Genomic DNA, 14,954 nt, shown 5'->3' on the forward strand with positions numbered 1-14,954 from the left:
CGGGCGTCACCGCCACGACGACAATGGCGAGCGCCGCCGATCAGCCAGAATTGCTGCCAGCCGAAGACGCCGTGGATCAGTGGTGCGACGGCGAATTGTCCCGAGGCGCCGCCGAGCATGCCGAAGCACTGGGTGAAGCCGATCGCCGTGGCGAGATACTTCGCCGGAAATCCGCGGGTGGCGAGATAAACCGCGCCGGTAAACGCGAAGGCCGAACCGGCTCCCTGCAGGAGCCGCCCCGTCTGCGCCGCCGCATTGGACCCGACACCGAAGAGCACCGCGCCGCCGGCCAGCAGCACCAGCCCGACCGGGATGACATAACGCGCCCCATAGCGATCGAAGCAGGCGCCCGAGACGATCGCGAAGGCGGAATAGGTATAGTAATAGAGGCCGATCAGCGCGCTGATGCCAAGGGCCGAGAGCCCGAAAGCCGTGGTGAGCTCGGGCACCATGACGCCGGGCGCGGATCTCAGCGCATATTGCAGGAAGTAAAACAGAACACAGCAGGCCCAGGCGATGATGTAGGGCGTCTTCGACGCCGCATCAGAGGGAGGGGAGGATGTCGTGATGGCCACACGCGTTCTCCTGCAGATGTCGCCATCAGCGATCGGCTGGATGCCGTTGCCATGGTCTAGCAGCCGGCCTCGCGGCCCATCAGCGTCGGAATCTACGCAGTTGGATTGATCGAGGAGCGCCACCCGAACGTCCAAATGGCTGTGAGAGCCGACATGAGGGCGCCAGGCAGCCAGCGTGATTGTCCAGCGGTCATGACGTCACGCCACGATGACGGCCGAAACGGGCCGTCGCGGCGCGTAGGGAAGCGCGGGTCCATAGCCGAACCGCATCACGATATCGGGGCGCCTGCCGGTGAGGCCGATCAACGCGGCGAGATCCGGCCGCAGGGCTGGAACCTCGACCGGCTGGTTGATGAAGGCGTGCTTCAACCCCAATGCCGTCGCCTGCAGGGCGAAGCGTTGGCAGGCCTGCCCCACGGCGACCCAATGCGCCGGGGTTTCCCCGGCCCCGGCAAACACCGCGATTCCGGACGAAGACCGGATCTGGCGGGCATAGGCGTCATTTTGCGCTTGCGCCGTCGAGAACCAGTCGAACGCATGGGGCCCAAGCCAGTCGGGCAGCGCAGGGTTGCCGCTCGCCACACTGTAGAGGCCATCGCCGGTTCGCAGGGCCTGTCGAGGATTGAACCGGAGCCAGGATTTCAGCTCGCAGACGAAGGCCGCATCGGCCATCTGCGCGCTGTTGCCGGTCAGGACGAGATCGCGCAGGCGATCGATGCGGCTGCGATCTGTCAGCAAGACGAGATCGACGCCGGGCATGGCCGCCGCCCGGCCGAGCATGTCGAGATCGGCCGGGAGGACGGTGCGGCCGTCAAATTCGGCGCGGGTCGACTGCCTTTGGGTTATGGCCTCGAACAGGAAGGACGAGATCGCTCGCGCCGGCTCGAAGTCGAAGATGACAGAGCCTCCGTTGCCCTGCTCGAATCGGACGGCACCGGGTGCGCCGCGCGCGGCGGACGCCAGAGACACATTCTCGGCGGCGGCACCGAGGCTGACAAACAGATGATGGTCGTCGGGATCGACGACCGGCGTCCGTCGCGCAAAATCGGGCAAGATCTCGATCCTCTTGTCGCCGATGCGGAAAAGCCAGGGCTGGGCGTTGTGGCCATTGGGCGCGAGCGTCGCATAGCCGATAAGATCCCGCGCCGAGGGCGTATCCGCCAGCGGTCTACGCAAAGGGGCGATCCCGCGGGCATAGTCCGCTGAAGACCCCATGCTGGATGCAGACAAGTAGGCGGCCGCGCCGCCAAGCACGGTGACCGTGCCCGCACCAATAAGCAGATGGCGACGGTTCACGGGGAGCCCATCGCCAGAGATCGTTTTGTCTGCTTCGCCATCAGAGCACACTGGACGCTCCTGGCGGCCATGATGAGGATCGGAATCTACCCCCGTCGCGTCAGCAGTGGCAGATGTCACCGCCGCGCGAGGGCCAGGCGGCTCGATGCCGCCATCTGCTGGACCGACCGCTGCCTGCGTAGTTTCCGAGCCTGCCGGTGAAATCCTCGCGCCTTATCGTCGGTAACGACAACGCTATTGAGACGGGCTCGGCGCCAGCGGGGCGCAAGGCTTGATCCGACACTTCCGATGCCCACAGCGCGCACCGCGGCAACTGCTAAGGATATCCCATGACACGCATGATGCAGGCCGCGACCGTCGAGCATTTCGGCAAGCCGCTGGTCTTGCGGGAATGGGCGGTGCCGACGCCCGGCCCTGGCCAGATCCTCGTCAAGACGGAAGCCTGCGGCGTCTGTCATACCGATCTTCACGCCGCCAGTGGCGATTGGCCGGTCAAGCCGTCGCTGCCTTTCATTCCCGGCCATGAGGGCATCGGGCTCGTCGTCGAGGTCGGTGCTGGCGTGACGGCGGTGAAGCAAGGCGAACGCGTCGGTGTCCCCTGGCTATTCTCGGCCTGCGGCCATTGCGAGCATTGCCTTGCCGCATGGGAGCCGGTCTGCGCCGAGGCCGAATTCGGTGGCTACACCCGCAATGGCGGCTTCGCCGAATACATCCTGGCCGATCCCGACTATGTCGCGCATATCCCGGTCGGTCTCGCGGCGCGCGATGCGGCGCCGATCATCTGCGCCGGCATCACGACTTACAAGGGCATCAAGGAGACAGGCGCCCGGCCCGGCGAATGGATCGCGATCTCCGGCGCCGGCGGCCTCGGGCATCTCGCCATCCAATATGCCAAGGCGATGGGCCTGCAGGTCTGCGCGGTCGATATCGACGACGGCAAGCTCGACCACGCGACGCGGCTGGGCGCCGACGTCGTCGTCAATGCCAGGACGAGCAACGATCCCGCGGCGGAGGTGAAAGCGGCGACTGGAGGTGGCGCCCATGGCGTCCTGATCACCGCGCCGTCGCTTCCGGCCTTCAAGCAGGGCGTCGCCATGACGCGCAAGCGCGGGACCTGCGTGCTGGTCGGCCTGCCGCCCGGCGAATTTCCGGTACCGCTGTTTGGCGTCGTCGCCGACTGCATCACCATCCGCGGTTCCTTCGTGGGCAGCCGGCACGACATGGCCGAGGCTCTCGCCTTCGCCGCCGCCGGAAAGGTTCGCGCCGACATCGAATTGCAGCCGCTTTCGGCGATCAACGACGTCTTCGGGCGCCTTCAGCGCGGCGAGGTGCCGGCCCGCGTCGTGATCGATTTCGCCCCGGCGTGACGCTGTTGGTGGCGGCGCTCGCCAGCGCATGCGCGCGCCTTCAGACCGAAGGCGACTGCGAGACCGCCACGCTGGAGATTTGGGATGGCAGGTTGACCAGCGCATGGCCGTCTGGTGAGCCTGCCCCTGCTGCATCTCGATGCCTGATCAGGCTTTTGCATTGGCCTGGGCTTCGGCTGAACTTTGCACGATCCGCCCATCGATCATGTCGATGATACGGTCGGTGCGGGCCGCGAGATCGAGATTATGCGTCACGATCAGGAATGTCGTTTTTTCCGATTGGTTGACCTCCCGCATCAACGCGAAGACGTCATCGGCCGATTTGGAGTCGAGGTTTCCGGTCGGCTCGTCGGCAAGGATGAGCCCTGGTTTCATCGCCAGGCTTCGCGCGATGGCGACGCGCTGTTGCTGTCCGCCCGACATGTTGTTGGCGAGGTTGTCCTGCCATTTCGTCAGACCGACTTTCGCCAGCAGTTCGTGTGCCCGCACCCGCATCGCCTCGCTGGGAAAGGCCTTGTCGACGAGCATCGGCATCATCACGTTTTCCAGCGCGGTGAATGCCGAGATCAAGCAGTGATGTTGGAAGATGAAACCGATCCTGTGACCGCGCAGGCTGGTGACGTCGGTGTCGTCCAGCGCGCTCGTGTCGCGACCTTCGATGATGAGCCGACCGGCCGTCGGACGGTCGAGGAGACCGATGATGTTGAGCATCGTGCTCTTGCCGGAGCCGGATGCGCCGGTCAGTGCGATGAACTCGCCCGCTTGCAGCGTGAGATCGATGTCATGGAGAACCTCGACGGGGACCGGCGTCCCGATGCCATAGGATTTGCAGACACCCTCCAGCCGCAGCAGGGGCTCCGGGTCAGCCACGGATAGCCACCACGGGGTCGAGCCTGGCCGCACCTAGCGCCGGTATTGCGGCCGCAGCGATACCGGTCAGACCTGCCAGGACTACCGCGCCGATGAAGAGGCTCGGCTCGAATATCAGACTGAAAATCTCGCTGCCATCAGCCTGGCGCATATAGGAGTGCCAGAACACAAGTCCGGCGCCGCCCACGCCCGCGCCGAGGATGGCTCCGAATATCCCCAACAGACCGCCTTGCAGCAGAAACAGGCGCAGGATCTGCCCGCGCGACGACCCCATGGCACGCAGAATGCCGATATCCTTCGAGCGCTGGATGACGGAAACGACCAGCACGCTGGCGATGCCGAAGGCCACCGACAATCCCACGAACAGCCGGATCAGGGTGTTCGAGGATTGCTGCGCTTTGACCGCCGTGAAGAACTGGGCGTTGGTCTTGATCCAGCTATCGGCTTCGACGCCGGTTGCCGCCTGCACCGCCCGTGCGATGGTCTCGGCGGCGTAGATATCGGTCACGGTGAGATCCAGCGTCGTGACGCCGCCGACCAAGTCGGACAGCGCCTGCGCCGTCCGCAGGGCAACGAAGGTCGAGCGGAGATTGGCGCCCTTGTTGCCGAGATCGAAAATGCCGGTGATCGTGAGCGTGCGGGTCGCGCCCGAAGCCGCGCGGATGATGATCTTGTCGCGCAGCGTGACCCCCAGTTCGCGGGCCAGATCCGTGCCGACAAGGATGTCGTCGGTCAGAACCTGTGCGGTCCCCGACACGATATAGTCGGGGATCCGAACGATTCTGAAATAGAGATCCTGTTCGATGCCCGTCAGCGTCACGGAGCGGCTGGCGGCGCCCCGGATCGCGAGGGCCGACGCACTCGTGGTCGGCGATACGGTCACGATGCCGGGCCAGCTCGCGAGCATCGTGACGAAAGTCTGCCATTGGTCGATCGAGCGGGTGCGCTGCGTCGGCCGCTGGATCGTCGCCGCCACCATGCTGCCGGCCGTTGACAGACGCTGAGGACGGGCGACCTCGTCGGGCGGAACCAGCTGGATATGAGCTTGCGACGTCAACACGCGCTTGAGAAAGTTGGCCTGCAGGCTCGAGAGCATGGCCGACATGAACACGATGACCGCCACGCCGATCGCGACCGCTGTCAGGATGAAGATCGTCTGCATCCGGCCCTCCCGCAGGAAGCGTAGCGCCGCGATCCACTCGAAAGGCAACCATGAGGTCATGGCGTGGACTTCGGATTGAGTTTGGGACGGATGCGTGCGCCTTCGGCGATCGCTGCCGTGGCCGGCACGATCAGCGCGCCCTCATCGACGCCGGAGAGGATTTCGGCGCGACCGGCGCCCATCAACCCGACCGTGACGGCTTGCCTGCGCGCGCGCCCATCGACCGCGACGAGAAGCCAGGGCTTGCCGGTCGCGAACTCGCGAAGCGCTGCCATCGGCACGACGAGCGTGGCATCGCGTCGGCCGACCTCGATATCGACCGATATCGTCATGTCCTGCCGGAGATAGGCCGGAGCGTCCGGCATATTGAGTTTGACCTCGACGGAGGCGCGCTGGATGTCGATGGCCGGATTGATGAATGAGACTTCGGCTCGAAAGGTCTGGCGCGGATAGGCGTCGGCCGATGCGATCGCCGGCTGGCCGAGTGCGACCAGCCCGATATTCTTCTCGTCGATCTGCAGGACGATCTGGCTTGCTCCGATCGGCGACAGGGTCATCAGCACCGTCGAAGGCCCGACCACATTCCCGGTTTCGACATTCCGCGAGATCAGGATACCGTCCGTGGGCGTGGTGATGACGGTGTAGGCCAGTCGCGACCTCGCCGACCCGAGCGCGGCGTTCGCCTGATCGAGCTGGGTCTGCTGCATCACGACATCGCTGCCGCCTGGACTATTGGTGAACACCTGGAGATCGGCGTTGCGAACCTGGGCCCTGGCGATGTCGAGCCCGCGGATCGCATCATCGAGCGTGGTTCGCGCTCCATAGCCATCTTCAACGAGCTTGAGGGCCCTGGCATGGATCTGCTGCGCATTCACCAGCGTCGCCTTGGCCTGCGTCAAGGTCTCGCGCGCCGAGGGCAGGGTCAGCTCCCGTAACTGGCGGATGCGCGCAACAGCCTGATCGCGAACGCCCTCGGCTTGCACCACGGCGGCTTTCGCCTCGCGATCGTCCAGCATGATCAAGGTATCCCCGGCCTTGACAGTCTGGCCTTCAATGACCGGGATCTGCGTCACCGTGCCGGTGATCTGCGCGCCGATGCTGATGCGGAATGGCGCCTCGACATGGCCGCTGGCGACGATGCTGCGAACGAAATCGGTCCGCACGACGGCATCGACCGGAACAGTGCTTCCGACAATGAGGGGCATGCCGACATAGCCTGCGATCGCGGCGACAGCGATGGCTCCGCCGACGAAAAGGGCGATGCGTCGGGAGACCTTCATGGGTTCTGCAAATGGCCGTCTGCGTTGGGTCGCTTCTACCTAATCCTAGCGAAGGATCGGCATCTCGCGGCAGGCTCGGAATCTACGCAACGCGTCCGTGACGACGCGCGCGTGATGGCGGCGAGCTGGAATGCGGGCCAGGCCGCTGCCAGCTCGTCTCGTCAGATGTCCGGCTTAGCTGCGGTCACGCTGCATCCGGGCGCGGTGATTGCGCTGGCGCTTCTGAGAGCGCCGCGAGGGAGGCGCCGAAATCTCCGTCAATGTCAGGGCGGCAACGCCAACCGCGAGGTTGACGCCGGTCTGTCCCTGGACCGAAAGCGGCTGCAGCGTCACGGCGCCATCGTTCCCACCGACCAGAACACTGGCGCCCCCGCCGACGCCGACAGTCGCCTCGGCGCTGACCCCGGCATAGGTGCCGTTGAGGCCACCGGGCCGCAGAGCGGGCTCGACCACAGCCCAGACCATGCCGCCCTTGGTCGTCGTGCCGATATCGAGCCCGAACTTCCGGATCGTGCCGGTGTAGAACTCGACGCGCCCGCCCAGCGCGTCATAACGACAGGTCATGGCCTTTTCCGATGTCAGGATCATGCCCGTGCCGCCTGCAACGTTGCAGATGAGTTCGCCTGCGCGAACGACTGGCGCTGCAGACGCTGCGGACGGCGCGACGGCGACGATCGCGGCCAATCCGAGGAGGCGGATCGTGTTCGTCATGGTGCTGCTAGCCCTTCGCAATGGTCATGGCGGCTCTTCACCGCTTGCGTCAGATCGCGAGCACCGTCGGAAATCACTCAGTTCGCGATTTCGACCGGGTCCAAGCCCCCGCAGCCCATGCTGGCGCCCCGCTGTCACTGCGCCCGCGTCAGCCGCTCGTCATCGATCTCCGCAAAGGGCGGCGGAGATCGTCGCGCGGGCCGATCGAGGACAGCCTAACGGGCGGCGCCTGCTAGTCCGTCGCCATCGCGGCGCGGCGTTGCCGGATCAGGCGACGCGAGCGACGTCGATCTGCAAGCCCATTGATCGAAACGAGGCCACTCTGAGTATTTTCCGAACCTGTTCGATCGAAAAGACGCTTCGCATCATGAGCGAAGCGACGTTTGCGCGGATGGGCCACGTCAATTTCGCGTGGATGAGAACCATGCCGCTTCAACGACATCCTGCTGCAATTCAACAGCGACCCGAATGCGGCACCGGCATTTGGCGCGAGATGCCCGATGCAACGCTGCTGGCGAGGATCGCAGAGCGCATGAACGACCCCTCCGACGCTATGACGGCCGATGCAAGTGCCGCCGTTTCGCGCGAGCCGTTGAAGCAAGACGCCGCAAAGATCGGCGGGCGACGTATCGATTGCCGCGGCGCGAGAACTGAAACCCGCGCTCTCGTCCTGGCGGGACTGCGCCGTTTCGATCCGGCGATGACGACGTGGTGACTGCGCCGCTCGCCAGCCCGCACCGTCAGACGCGATCGACCACGACCCTGTCGGAGCGGGCCGGCTCCCGCGAGCGCCAGATGGATCAGATGAGCATCGTGCATAATTCCGATGGCGAGATCGACGCCTACCGCCGATCGGCAGACTACGTCGTCGGGCAGCTCGAAACGCATTCGCAGCTTGGGTTGACGGAAGAAGAGGCGTCGATACGCCTCGCCCGTGACGGCCCGAACACGCTCGAGGCCGAACCTGTCGTTCCGGCCTGGCAGCGATTTCTTGCCCAGTTCAGCGATGTCCTGGTCATCCTGCTTTTGGTCGCGGCTCTGATCTCGGCCGGGCTGTGGTTTGTCGAGCGCGCAACGGCGCTGCCCTATGAAGGGCTGGCCATTCTCGCTATCGTCCTGCTCAACGCGGTGATGGGGTTCGCCCAGCAATCACGGGCCGAGCAAGCCGTCCTGGCCTTACGCCGGATGTCGGCTGCGACAGCCACCGTCATCCGGGACGGGGCGCGCAACAGCATCGCCGCCGCCGGCCTCGTCGCGGGCGATGTCATCCTCATCGAAGAGGGCGATCTCGTTTCTGCCGATGCGCGCCTGATCGAATCCGTGTCGCTGCGCATGGCCGAAGCGCCCTTGACGGGTGAGAGCCTGCCCGTTGCAAAAAACACCGCTGTGATCGCGCAGGACGTGGCGCTGGGCGATCGCGGCAACATGGTCTTCAGCGGCACGTCTGCGAGCTATGGCCGTGGTCGGGCGGTGGTGACCGCGACGGGTAAGCACACGGAACTCGGTCGCATCTCCGAGATGCTGAAGGCCACATCCAAGGAGGCGACACCGCTTCAGCGCGAGCTCGATCGCCTCGGCAAGCAGCTCGGCCTGATCGTTGTCGCGATCGCCGTGGCGATGATCGCCACGATTCTGGTCACCCAGGACGTTCGCGACGCAAAAGCGGTGTTCGACGTGTTCATCCTCGGCGTTGCGCTGGCGGTGGCGGGCGTGCCCGAAGGTTTGCCTGCGGTGGTGACGGCGTCACTGGCTCTGGGCGTCCAGCGTCTGGCCAGGCGCAATGCGATCGTGCGTCACCTGGCCGCCGTCGAGACGCTCGGCTCTGCGACCGTGATCGCCTCGGACAAGACCGGGACGCTGACGAAGAACGAGATGACGGTGCGGCGCATCGTGACGAAAGCCGGCATCATCGAGATCAGCGGTGCGGGGTATGCGCCCAGGGGCGAACTGAAGCGCGAGGGCGGAGGGGCGATCGAGGGCGCGCTCCTGCTGGAGGCTATGGCCGCGCTGACCGCAGCGCAGCGGGCCAGCAACGCCGTCGTGCGAGAGCAGGACGGGCATTGGACAGTCTATGGCGACCCGACCGAAGGGGCCTTGCTCGTCGCCGCGCGCAAAACGGGTCTGGCGGACGTCGAAGACGACCCACGCTTTGAGCGGATCGCGGAGGTGCCGTTCTCCTCGCAACGCAAGCTCATGAGCACCGTCCATCGCGATTTGGAAACGCCGGATGCCATCCTGGTTTCGGTCAAGGGTGCGCCGGGCGTGGTGTTGGCGCGGTGCTCGCATGAACAGGTCGGTGGCGAGGCGCGCCCACTCAGCGCCGCGCGCCGCGCGGCCATTCTCGACAGCAACGCCGAACTGGCCAGTGCTTCCTTGAGGACGCTGGCGGTTGCCTCCCGGGCACTGGCGCACACGCGGTCTGACGACGACGCCGGCTTTGACGAACGCATCGAGACAGACCTCGTTTTTCTCGGCCTGATCGGCATGATCGATCCGCCGCGGCCCGAGGCGAAAACGGCTGTCATCCGTGCGCAGCGGGCCGGCATTCGTCCTTTGATGATCACCGGAGATCACGCTGCGACCGCCAGCGCGATCGCGGCCGAAATCGGTATCGCCAGCGACGGTCAGGTCGTGACCGGCATCGAACTGGCGACAATGTCGGATGAGGTGCTGCAGCAGACCGTTAGCAAAGTCTCCGTCTATGCGCGCGTCAATCCGGAGCACAAGCTGCGGATCGTGAGGGCCTTGCAACGCGATGGCGCGACCGTCGCGATGACGGGTGATGGCGTCAACGACGCCCCGGCGCTGAAAGCTGCCGATATCGGCGTCGCGATGGGGATCACCGGCACCGACGTCTCGAAAGAGGCCGCCGATATCGTGCTTTCCGACGATAATTTCGCGTCGATCGTTGCAGCCGTCGAAGAGGGACGTGCAATCTTCGACAATATCCGCAAGTTCCTGCGCTATCTCCTGTCGTCGAACCTCGGCGAAGTCCTGACGATGTTTTTCGGCGTGCTGTTGGCCAATGTGATCGGATTAAGCGATCATGGTCCCGGCCAAATCGTATTGCCGCTGCTCGCGATCCAGATCCTTTGGATCAATCTCGTCACTGATGGTGCGCCGGCTTTGGCGCTCGCAGTGGATCCGGCCGCTCCCGATACGATGACGAGGCTGCCGAGGCGACGCGATGAAGGCGTCATCACAGCGACTATGTGGATGGGCATCGCCTATGTCGGCGTCATCATGGCGGCCGGGACGCTGCTGGTTCTCGACGCTGCTCTCCCCGGTGGAATGATCGAGGGCACGGGATCGCTTGTCTATGCCCAGACCATGGCCTTCACGACGCTGACGCTGTTCCAGCTTTTCAATGTCCTGAACGCGCGTTCCGATGTCCGCAGCGCATTCAGCGGGCTGTTCGAGAACCGCTGGCTCTGGGCGGCGATCGGGTTGTCGCTGTCGATGCATGGTGCCGTGCTTTACTTGCCGTGGCTCCAGCAGGCGTTCTCGACCTCCCCGCTCACGGCAGGTGATCTGGGCCTCTGCACCGTGGTGGCGAGTTCCGTGCTTTGGCTGCGCGAGGCGAGCAAGTTGGTGTCGCGTGCGCGAGCGAGTGGGGAACGCAGAGCGGCGAGCGCGGGACCGGCGATTGCAACGTGACGGCGTTCACGACAGCCCCACGCCGTGCTCGGGTGGAAGGCCGTAAAACCGGCAGCCAATCGCACCTCATCGCACCGGGCTAGCCCATGCGAAACGGAAGCGCGGAATATCTCAAGCGTGCTGGAAATGATGCGCAGCGAGGAGAGCAGCACCGCGCCGCGTCGGTGCGAGAGCATGTTCCTGTCGATGATTTGCGGCTGGTCGGAGCAATTTCTGCTCGCTGGCAAGCGTCTGCTGGCCGGCGAGACGGCGCGCGGCGACCAGTGACGCAGCGGAGGAATTGCGCAGCGAAGCCCAGGTCCGGAAGGAGCTGAAGCCGGTCTGACCTTGGAGACCGAAGTCTGAATGAGGCATGCTCACCGTTGGGGAGGACGACGCATGAGCCAATTTCATCCGAGATGGTCGAGGCTTGGTATCTGCCGGCGCAGCTTACGCAAGAGAAACTCGGCATGACGCGGCACCATCGCACCCAAGATCGGATCTGGCGGGCATGGTCGAGATGTTGCGATGGCGCCGTCGAGAATCCGTCAGCAGCCCCATGCACCGCAGCCGCGGCGATAGCCGCGCCCTCCGTAGTAGTTTCTGTTGTAGCCTCGGCCGCCGTAGCCGCGACCATAATAGCCTCTGTCATAGTAGCGCGAGGATCTGCTGTCGGCGACGAGCGCAGCCCCGATGAGGCCCGCCGTCGCACCTGCCACGACCACCCCTGTGGCCGCATCGGACTGCCGCCGGTCCTGCCGGATATTGGCTGCGACGCAGTTTTGGTAGGACCGGGTCGTTGGGCGAAAGCCGGATTGCTGGCAAACGACGTCGGCATTGGCCTGCGACTGCTCGAGCGTCTGGCAGCCCGCCAGCCCAGTGGCCAGGATGGCGGTGATGATCAGGGTTCGCATAGGCTTGCTCCGGTGCGCCGACCCAGGACGAGGGCGGCTTTGCCCGAAGCTAGGCCGAAGCCCGCGGCACGCTAGCCACGGAAACTACGCATGGCGGGTTGGCGGCAAGTTCAAAACCTTCCAGATTTACCATGTCATGAGATCAAGCAGATGCGCGGCGATGGCCTCGCGGCTGCGGCCGATGTGGATCGCGGCGATCCCCAAGGTCTCCGCTCCGATGATATCGGTCTCGCGGTTGTCGCCGATCATCACGGCGTCTGCGGGAGCGACGTCTTCCAGCGCGCGATGGAACATCTCCCGCGACGGCTTTCCGACAATCGTGATGTTTGCATTGGTTACGGCAGCGCGCAGTGCCGCCAGGATCGTGCCGGTCTCGATCAGAGGTGCCCCGCCGCGATCCGGACGCCAGCGATCGGGATTGGCGACGATGACCGGGGCGCCGCTATGCGCGGCCGTGACGATCTGTTGGAGCCGCTCGATGTCGAGCGTCGGATCGTTGCACAGGACGACGACGTCAGGTTTGGAACCGGCCAAATGCAGCCCCAATGCCTCGGCGCGCTGTCGGATCGCGGGCGAGGCAGCAATGAGAATCGTCGTGTTGGGATGATGATCGCGGACATGGGCAAGTGCCACTTCGCCAGCCAAAAAACAGCGCGCAGCCGGCACTTCGAGACCGAGCGTGTCGAGATAGGTCGAGAATGCGGCCGCAGTCATTGTCGAGTTGTTGGTGACGAGCCGCAACCGTTCGCCATGTTGGGCTACAAACGCGGCGGCGCCCGGGCACAGCGCGTCGCTCTCGACGAGGCAGCCATCGACATCACAGAGAACGAGCTTGGCTCGATCGAGCTGTGCCCTTGCGGTCGCCAGCGAGTCGCCACGTGTCGCCACGAGGGGGGTGATCATTCGGCGCTCATGCCAAGAGCGTAGCTTCTTCCCGCCGTTTCCTCGGCGGTCAGCGAAAAGCGCGCGCCTTGGTCGAGAAACGCAACCGCATGGACGACGATACGATCCTCCGCGATCAGAGCGACATTGTAGCCGGGCGGTTCGCGGTTGCCGACGATGTCGCCGCCGTCCTCGCTTCCCTCGATGCGCAACTGTCCGTCCAGCGAGAGTTGGTGGTTGAGCCCACGCGTGCACGAAAACGGAATGCCGCGCCAGCTTCCGGAGATCGGCCGGTGCAGATGGCCGAAGAACAAGTGCCGGATGCGCTCGCGATGCGGCGCCACGACAGCCGCGAAAGCCTCGGCATCGGCCAGAGCGATCGCGTCCATGGCCGCGACGCCGACTGCGAAGGGCGGGTGGTGCATGAAGATCAGGACATCGCCCGGCGCCTCGCCAAGCGCCTGTGCGAGCGAGGCACGCCTGCGCTCGCAATAGGCCCCGGCATGGCTGCCGGTCGAGGCGGTATCAAGAAAGAGGCAGGTGAGATCGCCGAGGAGACGTTGGCCTTGGACGAAGCCATCGGCATCAACCATCGCGGGTGAGATGACCTCCTTGAACGCCTCCCGGTCGTCGTGATTGCCGATCATCAGGACGGTCGGCACCGGGCACGTTTCCCAGATGCCGGCAAAGGCCGCATAGGCGCTCCGCTCACCCCAATGCGCGAGATCGCCCGTCACCACGCACAGCGCCGCATCGTCATGGCGAAGAGCGATATCGGCGATGGCGCGTGCGAGACGATCGCGCGGATCGAGGCCATAGAGCGTGTGAGGGGCAGCCACGACATGGGTGTCGCTGACATGGACGATCTTGATCACGGACGGCATTTCCATCAAAGCGGGGGCAAGAGCGAAAGGTCCGGCGGACGTATCCGCCGGATCCGATGCGGTCAGGAGGTCACTTGCCGGCGGGCAGGAGCGCCTGGGTGTCGCGGGCCATTTCGGTGAGGACCTCGTTGGCCTGCGCGGTGCGCTTGCCGTCCATCACCGACTGGAGATGATCCTTGATCACATCGGTAATCTTCAGGCCATTGTCGCCGGGGAAGGCATACCAGTTCGTCAGATAGGGCAACTGGGCGAGCGCGGTGTACTGGTTGGGGTTGCGCTTGTAGAAATCGGCCAGATGGTCGGCGGCTTTCGCGTTGGGGGCCATATAGCCGGTGGTCTCGACCATGGCGGCGCCGCCTCGCGGACCGGTCCAGTACTTGACCACTTCCCAGGCCGCCTTGCGCTTTTCGGCCGAGGCTGCCGTGATCATCATTACATTGCCGCCGGCCGGCAGGCGGGACAGGCCCTGCGTCAGGCCCGGAAAGAGCGACGTCTTCATGGTGAACCGGTCGCCGATCTGGCGGGTAAAGGCGTTCACATAGGCCGTCGTCGTCAGCAGCACACCGACCTGCCCGGCCGCAAAGGCGGTCCGCATGTCGTTGCCGGAGATGTTGGGCGTCTTCGTCTCGGTCACCAGGCGGGCGAGCGTGCCGATCGCCTTGCGTCCGGCCTCGTCATCGAATGCCACCTTTGTCTCGCCAGCATCCATCATGTTGCCGCCGTTTTCGAAGACCAGCGCCTGGAAGAGCCAGTTGCCGGAGATCGGCCACTCGGCTGCGATGCCGTGGACGCCGGGACGCAGGCCCTGGATCTTCGCGGCCAGGCTAATGACGCCGTCCCAACTGGTCGGCAGCGCGGCGGGGTCGCCTCCAGCGGCCTTGACGAGATCCAGGTTGAAATAGGCGATCGGCAGCGACACGGCGAAAGGCAGGCCATAGACTTTGCCGCCGATCGAGCCGGCGTCCCGCATGGCCTTGTGGAAGCCCTGTGCCTCGAAATCCGTCTCGGCCTTGATGAAATCGTCGAGAGGGGCGGCGACCTGCTTGTCGGCAAGGGCGCGGACGCGGTTCAGGCCCTGGAAGGTGATGTCCGGCGTCGTGCCCGTGACCGCTTCGCGCAGGATGCGCTGCGTGGCGTCCTCATAATCCTTGTAAGGCGCGCGGAAGCTGACCTTGATCCCCGGATGGGTCTTGGCGAACTCCTCGACGAGGCGGTTATGGGTCTCCTTGAAGACGTCGCCGTAAGGATATTGGACGACGATCTCGGTCACGGGCTGAGCCGCGGCCGGGAGCGTGAAGGCGAGAGCCAGGGCGAGCGCCCGGCATGAGTGTTTCGCAAGCATTGAAGGATCCAGTTCTCGAGGGGAAATCGACCGCC

13 protein-coding genes are annotated in these 14,954 nt (G+C 65.0%); 4 read left to right on the forward strand and 9 right to left on the reverse strand.

Features of this window, described 5'->3' with window-relative positions; genetic code table 11:
• Positions 1–773 precede the first annotated feature (773 nt).
• Complete coding sequence (locus IP69_RS06565) at positions 774–1,751, reverse strand: nitroreductase family protein (RefSeq protein ID WP_248306743.1); 978 nt, start codon at positions 1,749–1,751, stop codon at positions 774–776.
• 449 nt (positions 1,752–2,200) lie between these two features.
• Between IP69_RS06565 and IP69_RS06570 the strand changes: the two genes are divergently transcribed.
• Entirely contained in the window at positions 2,201–3,238 is a 1,038-nt protein-coding gene (locus tag IP69_RS06570; RefSeq protein WP_054142014.1) for a zinc-dependent alcohol dehydrogenase, read from the forward strand.
• 147 nt (positions 3,239–3,385) lie between these two features.
• On the opposite strand, the gene IP69_RS06575 is transcribed toward IP69_RS06570, so the two are convergent.
• The 4 genes from IP69_RS06575 to IP69_RS06590 all read right to left on the reverse strand — a co-directional run bounded on the left by IP69_RS06575 (position 3,386) and on the right by IP69_RS06590 (position 7,261).
• Positions 3,386–4,108 carry an ABC transporter ATP-binding protein gene (locus tag IP69_RS06575; RefSeq protein ID WP_054142015.1) on the reverse strand — a complete coding sequence of 241 codons (723 nt, stop codon included), beginning with the start codon at positions 4,106–4,108 and terminating at the stop codon, positions 3,386–3,388.
• Positions 4,101–5,330, reverse strand: a complete 1,230-nt coding sequence (locus IP69_RS06580) for an FtsX-like permease family protein (RefSeq protein ID WP_054142016.1) — start codon at positions 5,328–5,330, stop codon at positions 4,101–4,103. The genes IP69_RS06575 and IP69_RS06580 overlap by 8 nt, the downstream gene beginning before the upstream one ends.
• Entirely contained in the window at positions 5,327–6,550 is a 1,224-nt protein-coding gene (locus IP69_RS06585) for an efflux RND transporter periplasmic adaptor subunit (protein ID WP_054142017.1), read from the reverse strand. Before IP69_RS06585 ends, IP69_RS06580 begins: the two co-directional genes overlap by 4 nt.
• Positions 6,551–6,724: 174 nt before the next feature.
• Complete coding sequence (locus IP69_RS06590) at positions 6,725–7,261, reverse strand: DUF992 domain-containing protein (protein WP_054142018.1); 537 nt, start codon at positions 7,259–7,261, stop codon at positions 6,725–6,727.
• A gap of 367 nt (positions 7,262–7,628) precedes the next feature.
• On the opposite strand from IP69_RS06590, the gene IP69_RS21760 reads away from it, so the two are divergent.
• The 3 genes from IP69_RS21760 to IP69_RS21765 all read left to right on the forward strand — a co-directional run bounded on the left by IP69_RS21760 (position 7,629) and on the right by IP69_RS21765 (position 11,185).
• Positions 7,629–7,976, forward strand: coding sequence for a hypothetical protein (locus IP69_RS21760; RefSeq protein ID WP_156323325.1), 348 nt, complete (start codon positions 7,629–7,631; stop codon positions 7,974–7,976).
• Positions 7,977–8,065: 89 nt separating this feature from the next.
• Entirely contained in the window at positions 8,066–10,918 is a 2,853-nt protein-coding gene (locus IP69_RS06600; protein WP_054142072.1) for a cation-translocating P-type ATPase, read from the forward strand.
• Between the two features lie 126 nt (positions 10,919–11,044).
• Positions 11,045–11,185 carry a hypothetical protein gene (locus IP69_RS21765; RefSeq protein ID WP_156323326.1) on the forward strand — a complete coding sequence of 47 codons (141 nt, stop codon included), beginning with the start codon at positions 11,045–11,047 and terminating at the stop codon, positions 11,183–11,185.
• A 260-nt stretch (positions 11,186–11,445) separates the two neighbouring features.
• Here the strand turns inward: IP69_RS21765 and IP69_RS06605 are convergent, their stop codons facing one another.
• The 4 genes from IP69_RS06605 to IP69_RS06620 form a co-directional block, all read right to left on the reverse strand.
• The gene (locus IP69_RS06605; RefSeq protein ID WP_054142020.1) at positions 11,446–11,811 is read right to left on the reverse strand and encodes a hypothetical protein; all 366 of its coding nucleotides are present in this window, start codon (positions 11,809–11,811) and stop codon (positions 11,446–11,448) included.
• A gap of 126 nt (positions 11,812–11,937) precedes the next feature.
• Positions 11,938–12,714 carry an HAD-IA family hydrolase gene (locus tag IP69_RS06610; RefSeq protein WP_054142021.1) on the reverse strand — a complete coding sequence of 259 codons (777 nt, stop codon included), beginning with the start codon at positions 12,712–12,714 and terminating at the stop codon, positions 11,938–11,940.
• Positions 12,711–13,568, reverse strand: a complete 858-nt coding sequence (locus tag IP69_RS06615; protein ID WP_197279707.1) for a phosphodiesterase — start codon at positions 13,566–13,568, stop codon at positions 12,711–12,713. Before IP69_RS06615 ends, IP69_RS06610 begins: the two co-directional genes overlap by 4 nt.
• Positions 13,569–13,647: 79 nt before the next feature.
• Positions 13,648–14,919, reverse strand: coding sequence for an ABC transporter substrate-binding protein (locus IP69_RS06620; RefSeq protein WP_054142022.1), 1,272 nt, complete (start codon positions 14,917–14,919; stop codon positions 13,648–13,650).
• Between the last annotated feature and the right edge of the window lie 35 nt (positions 14,920–14,954).

The organism is Allobosea sp. AAP35, from assembly GCF_001295925.1.
In the GTDB taxonomy this organism is placed as follows: Bacteria; Pseudomonadota; Alphaproteobacteria; order Rhizobiales; family Beijerinckiaceae; genus Allobosea.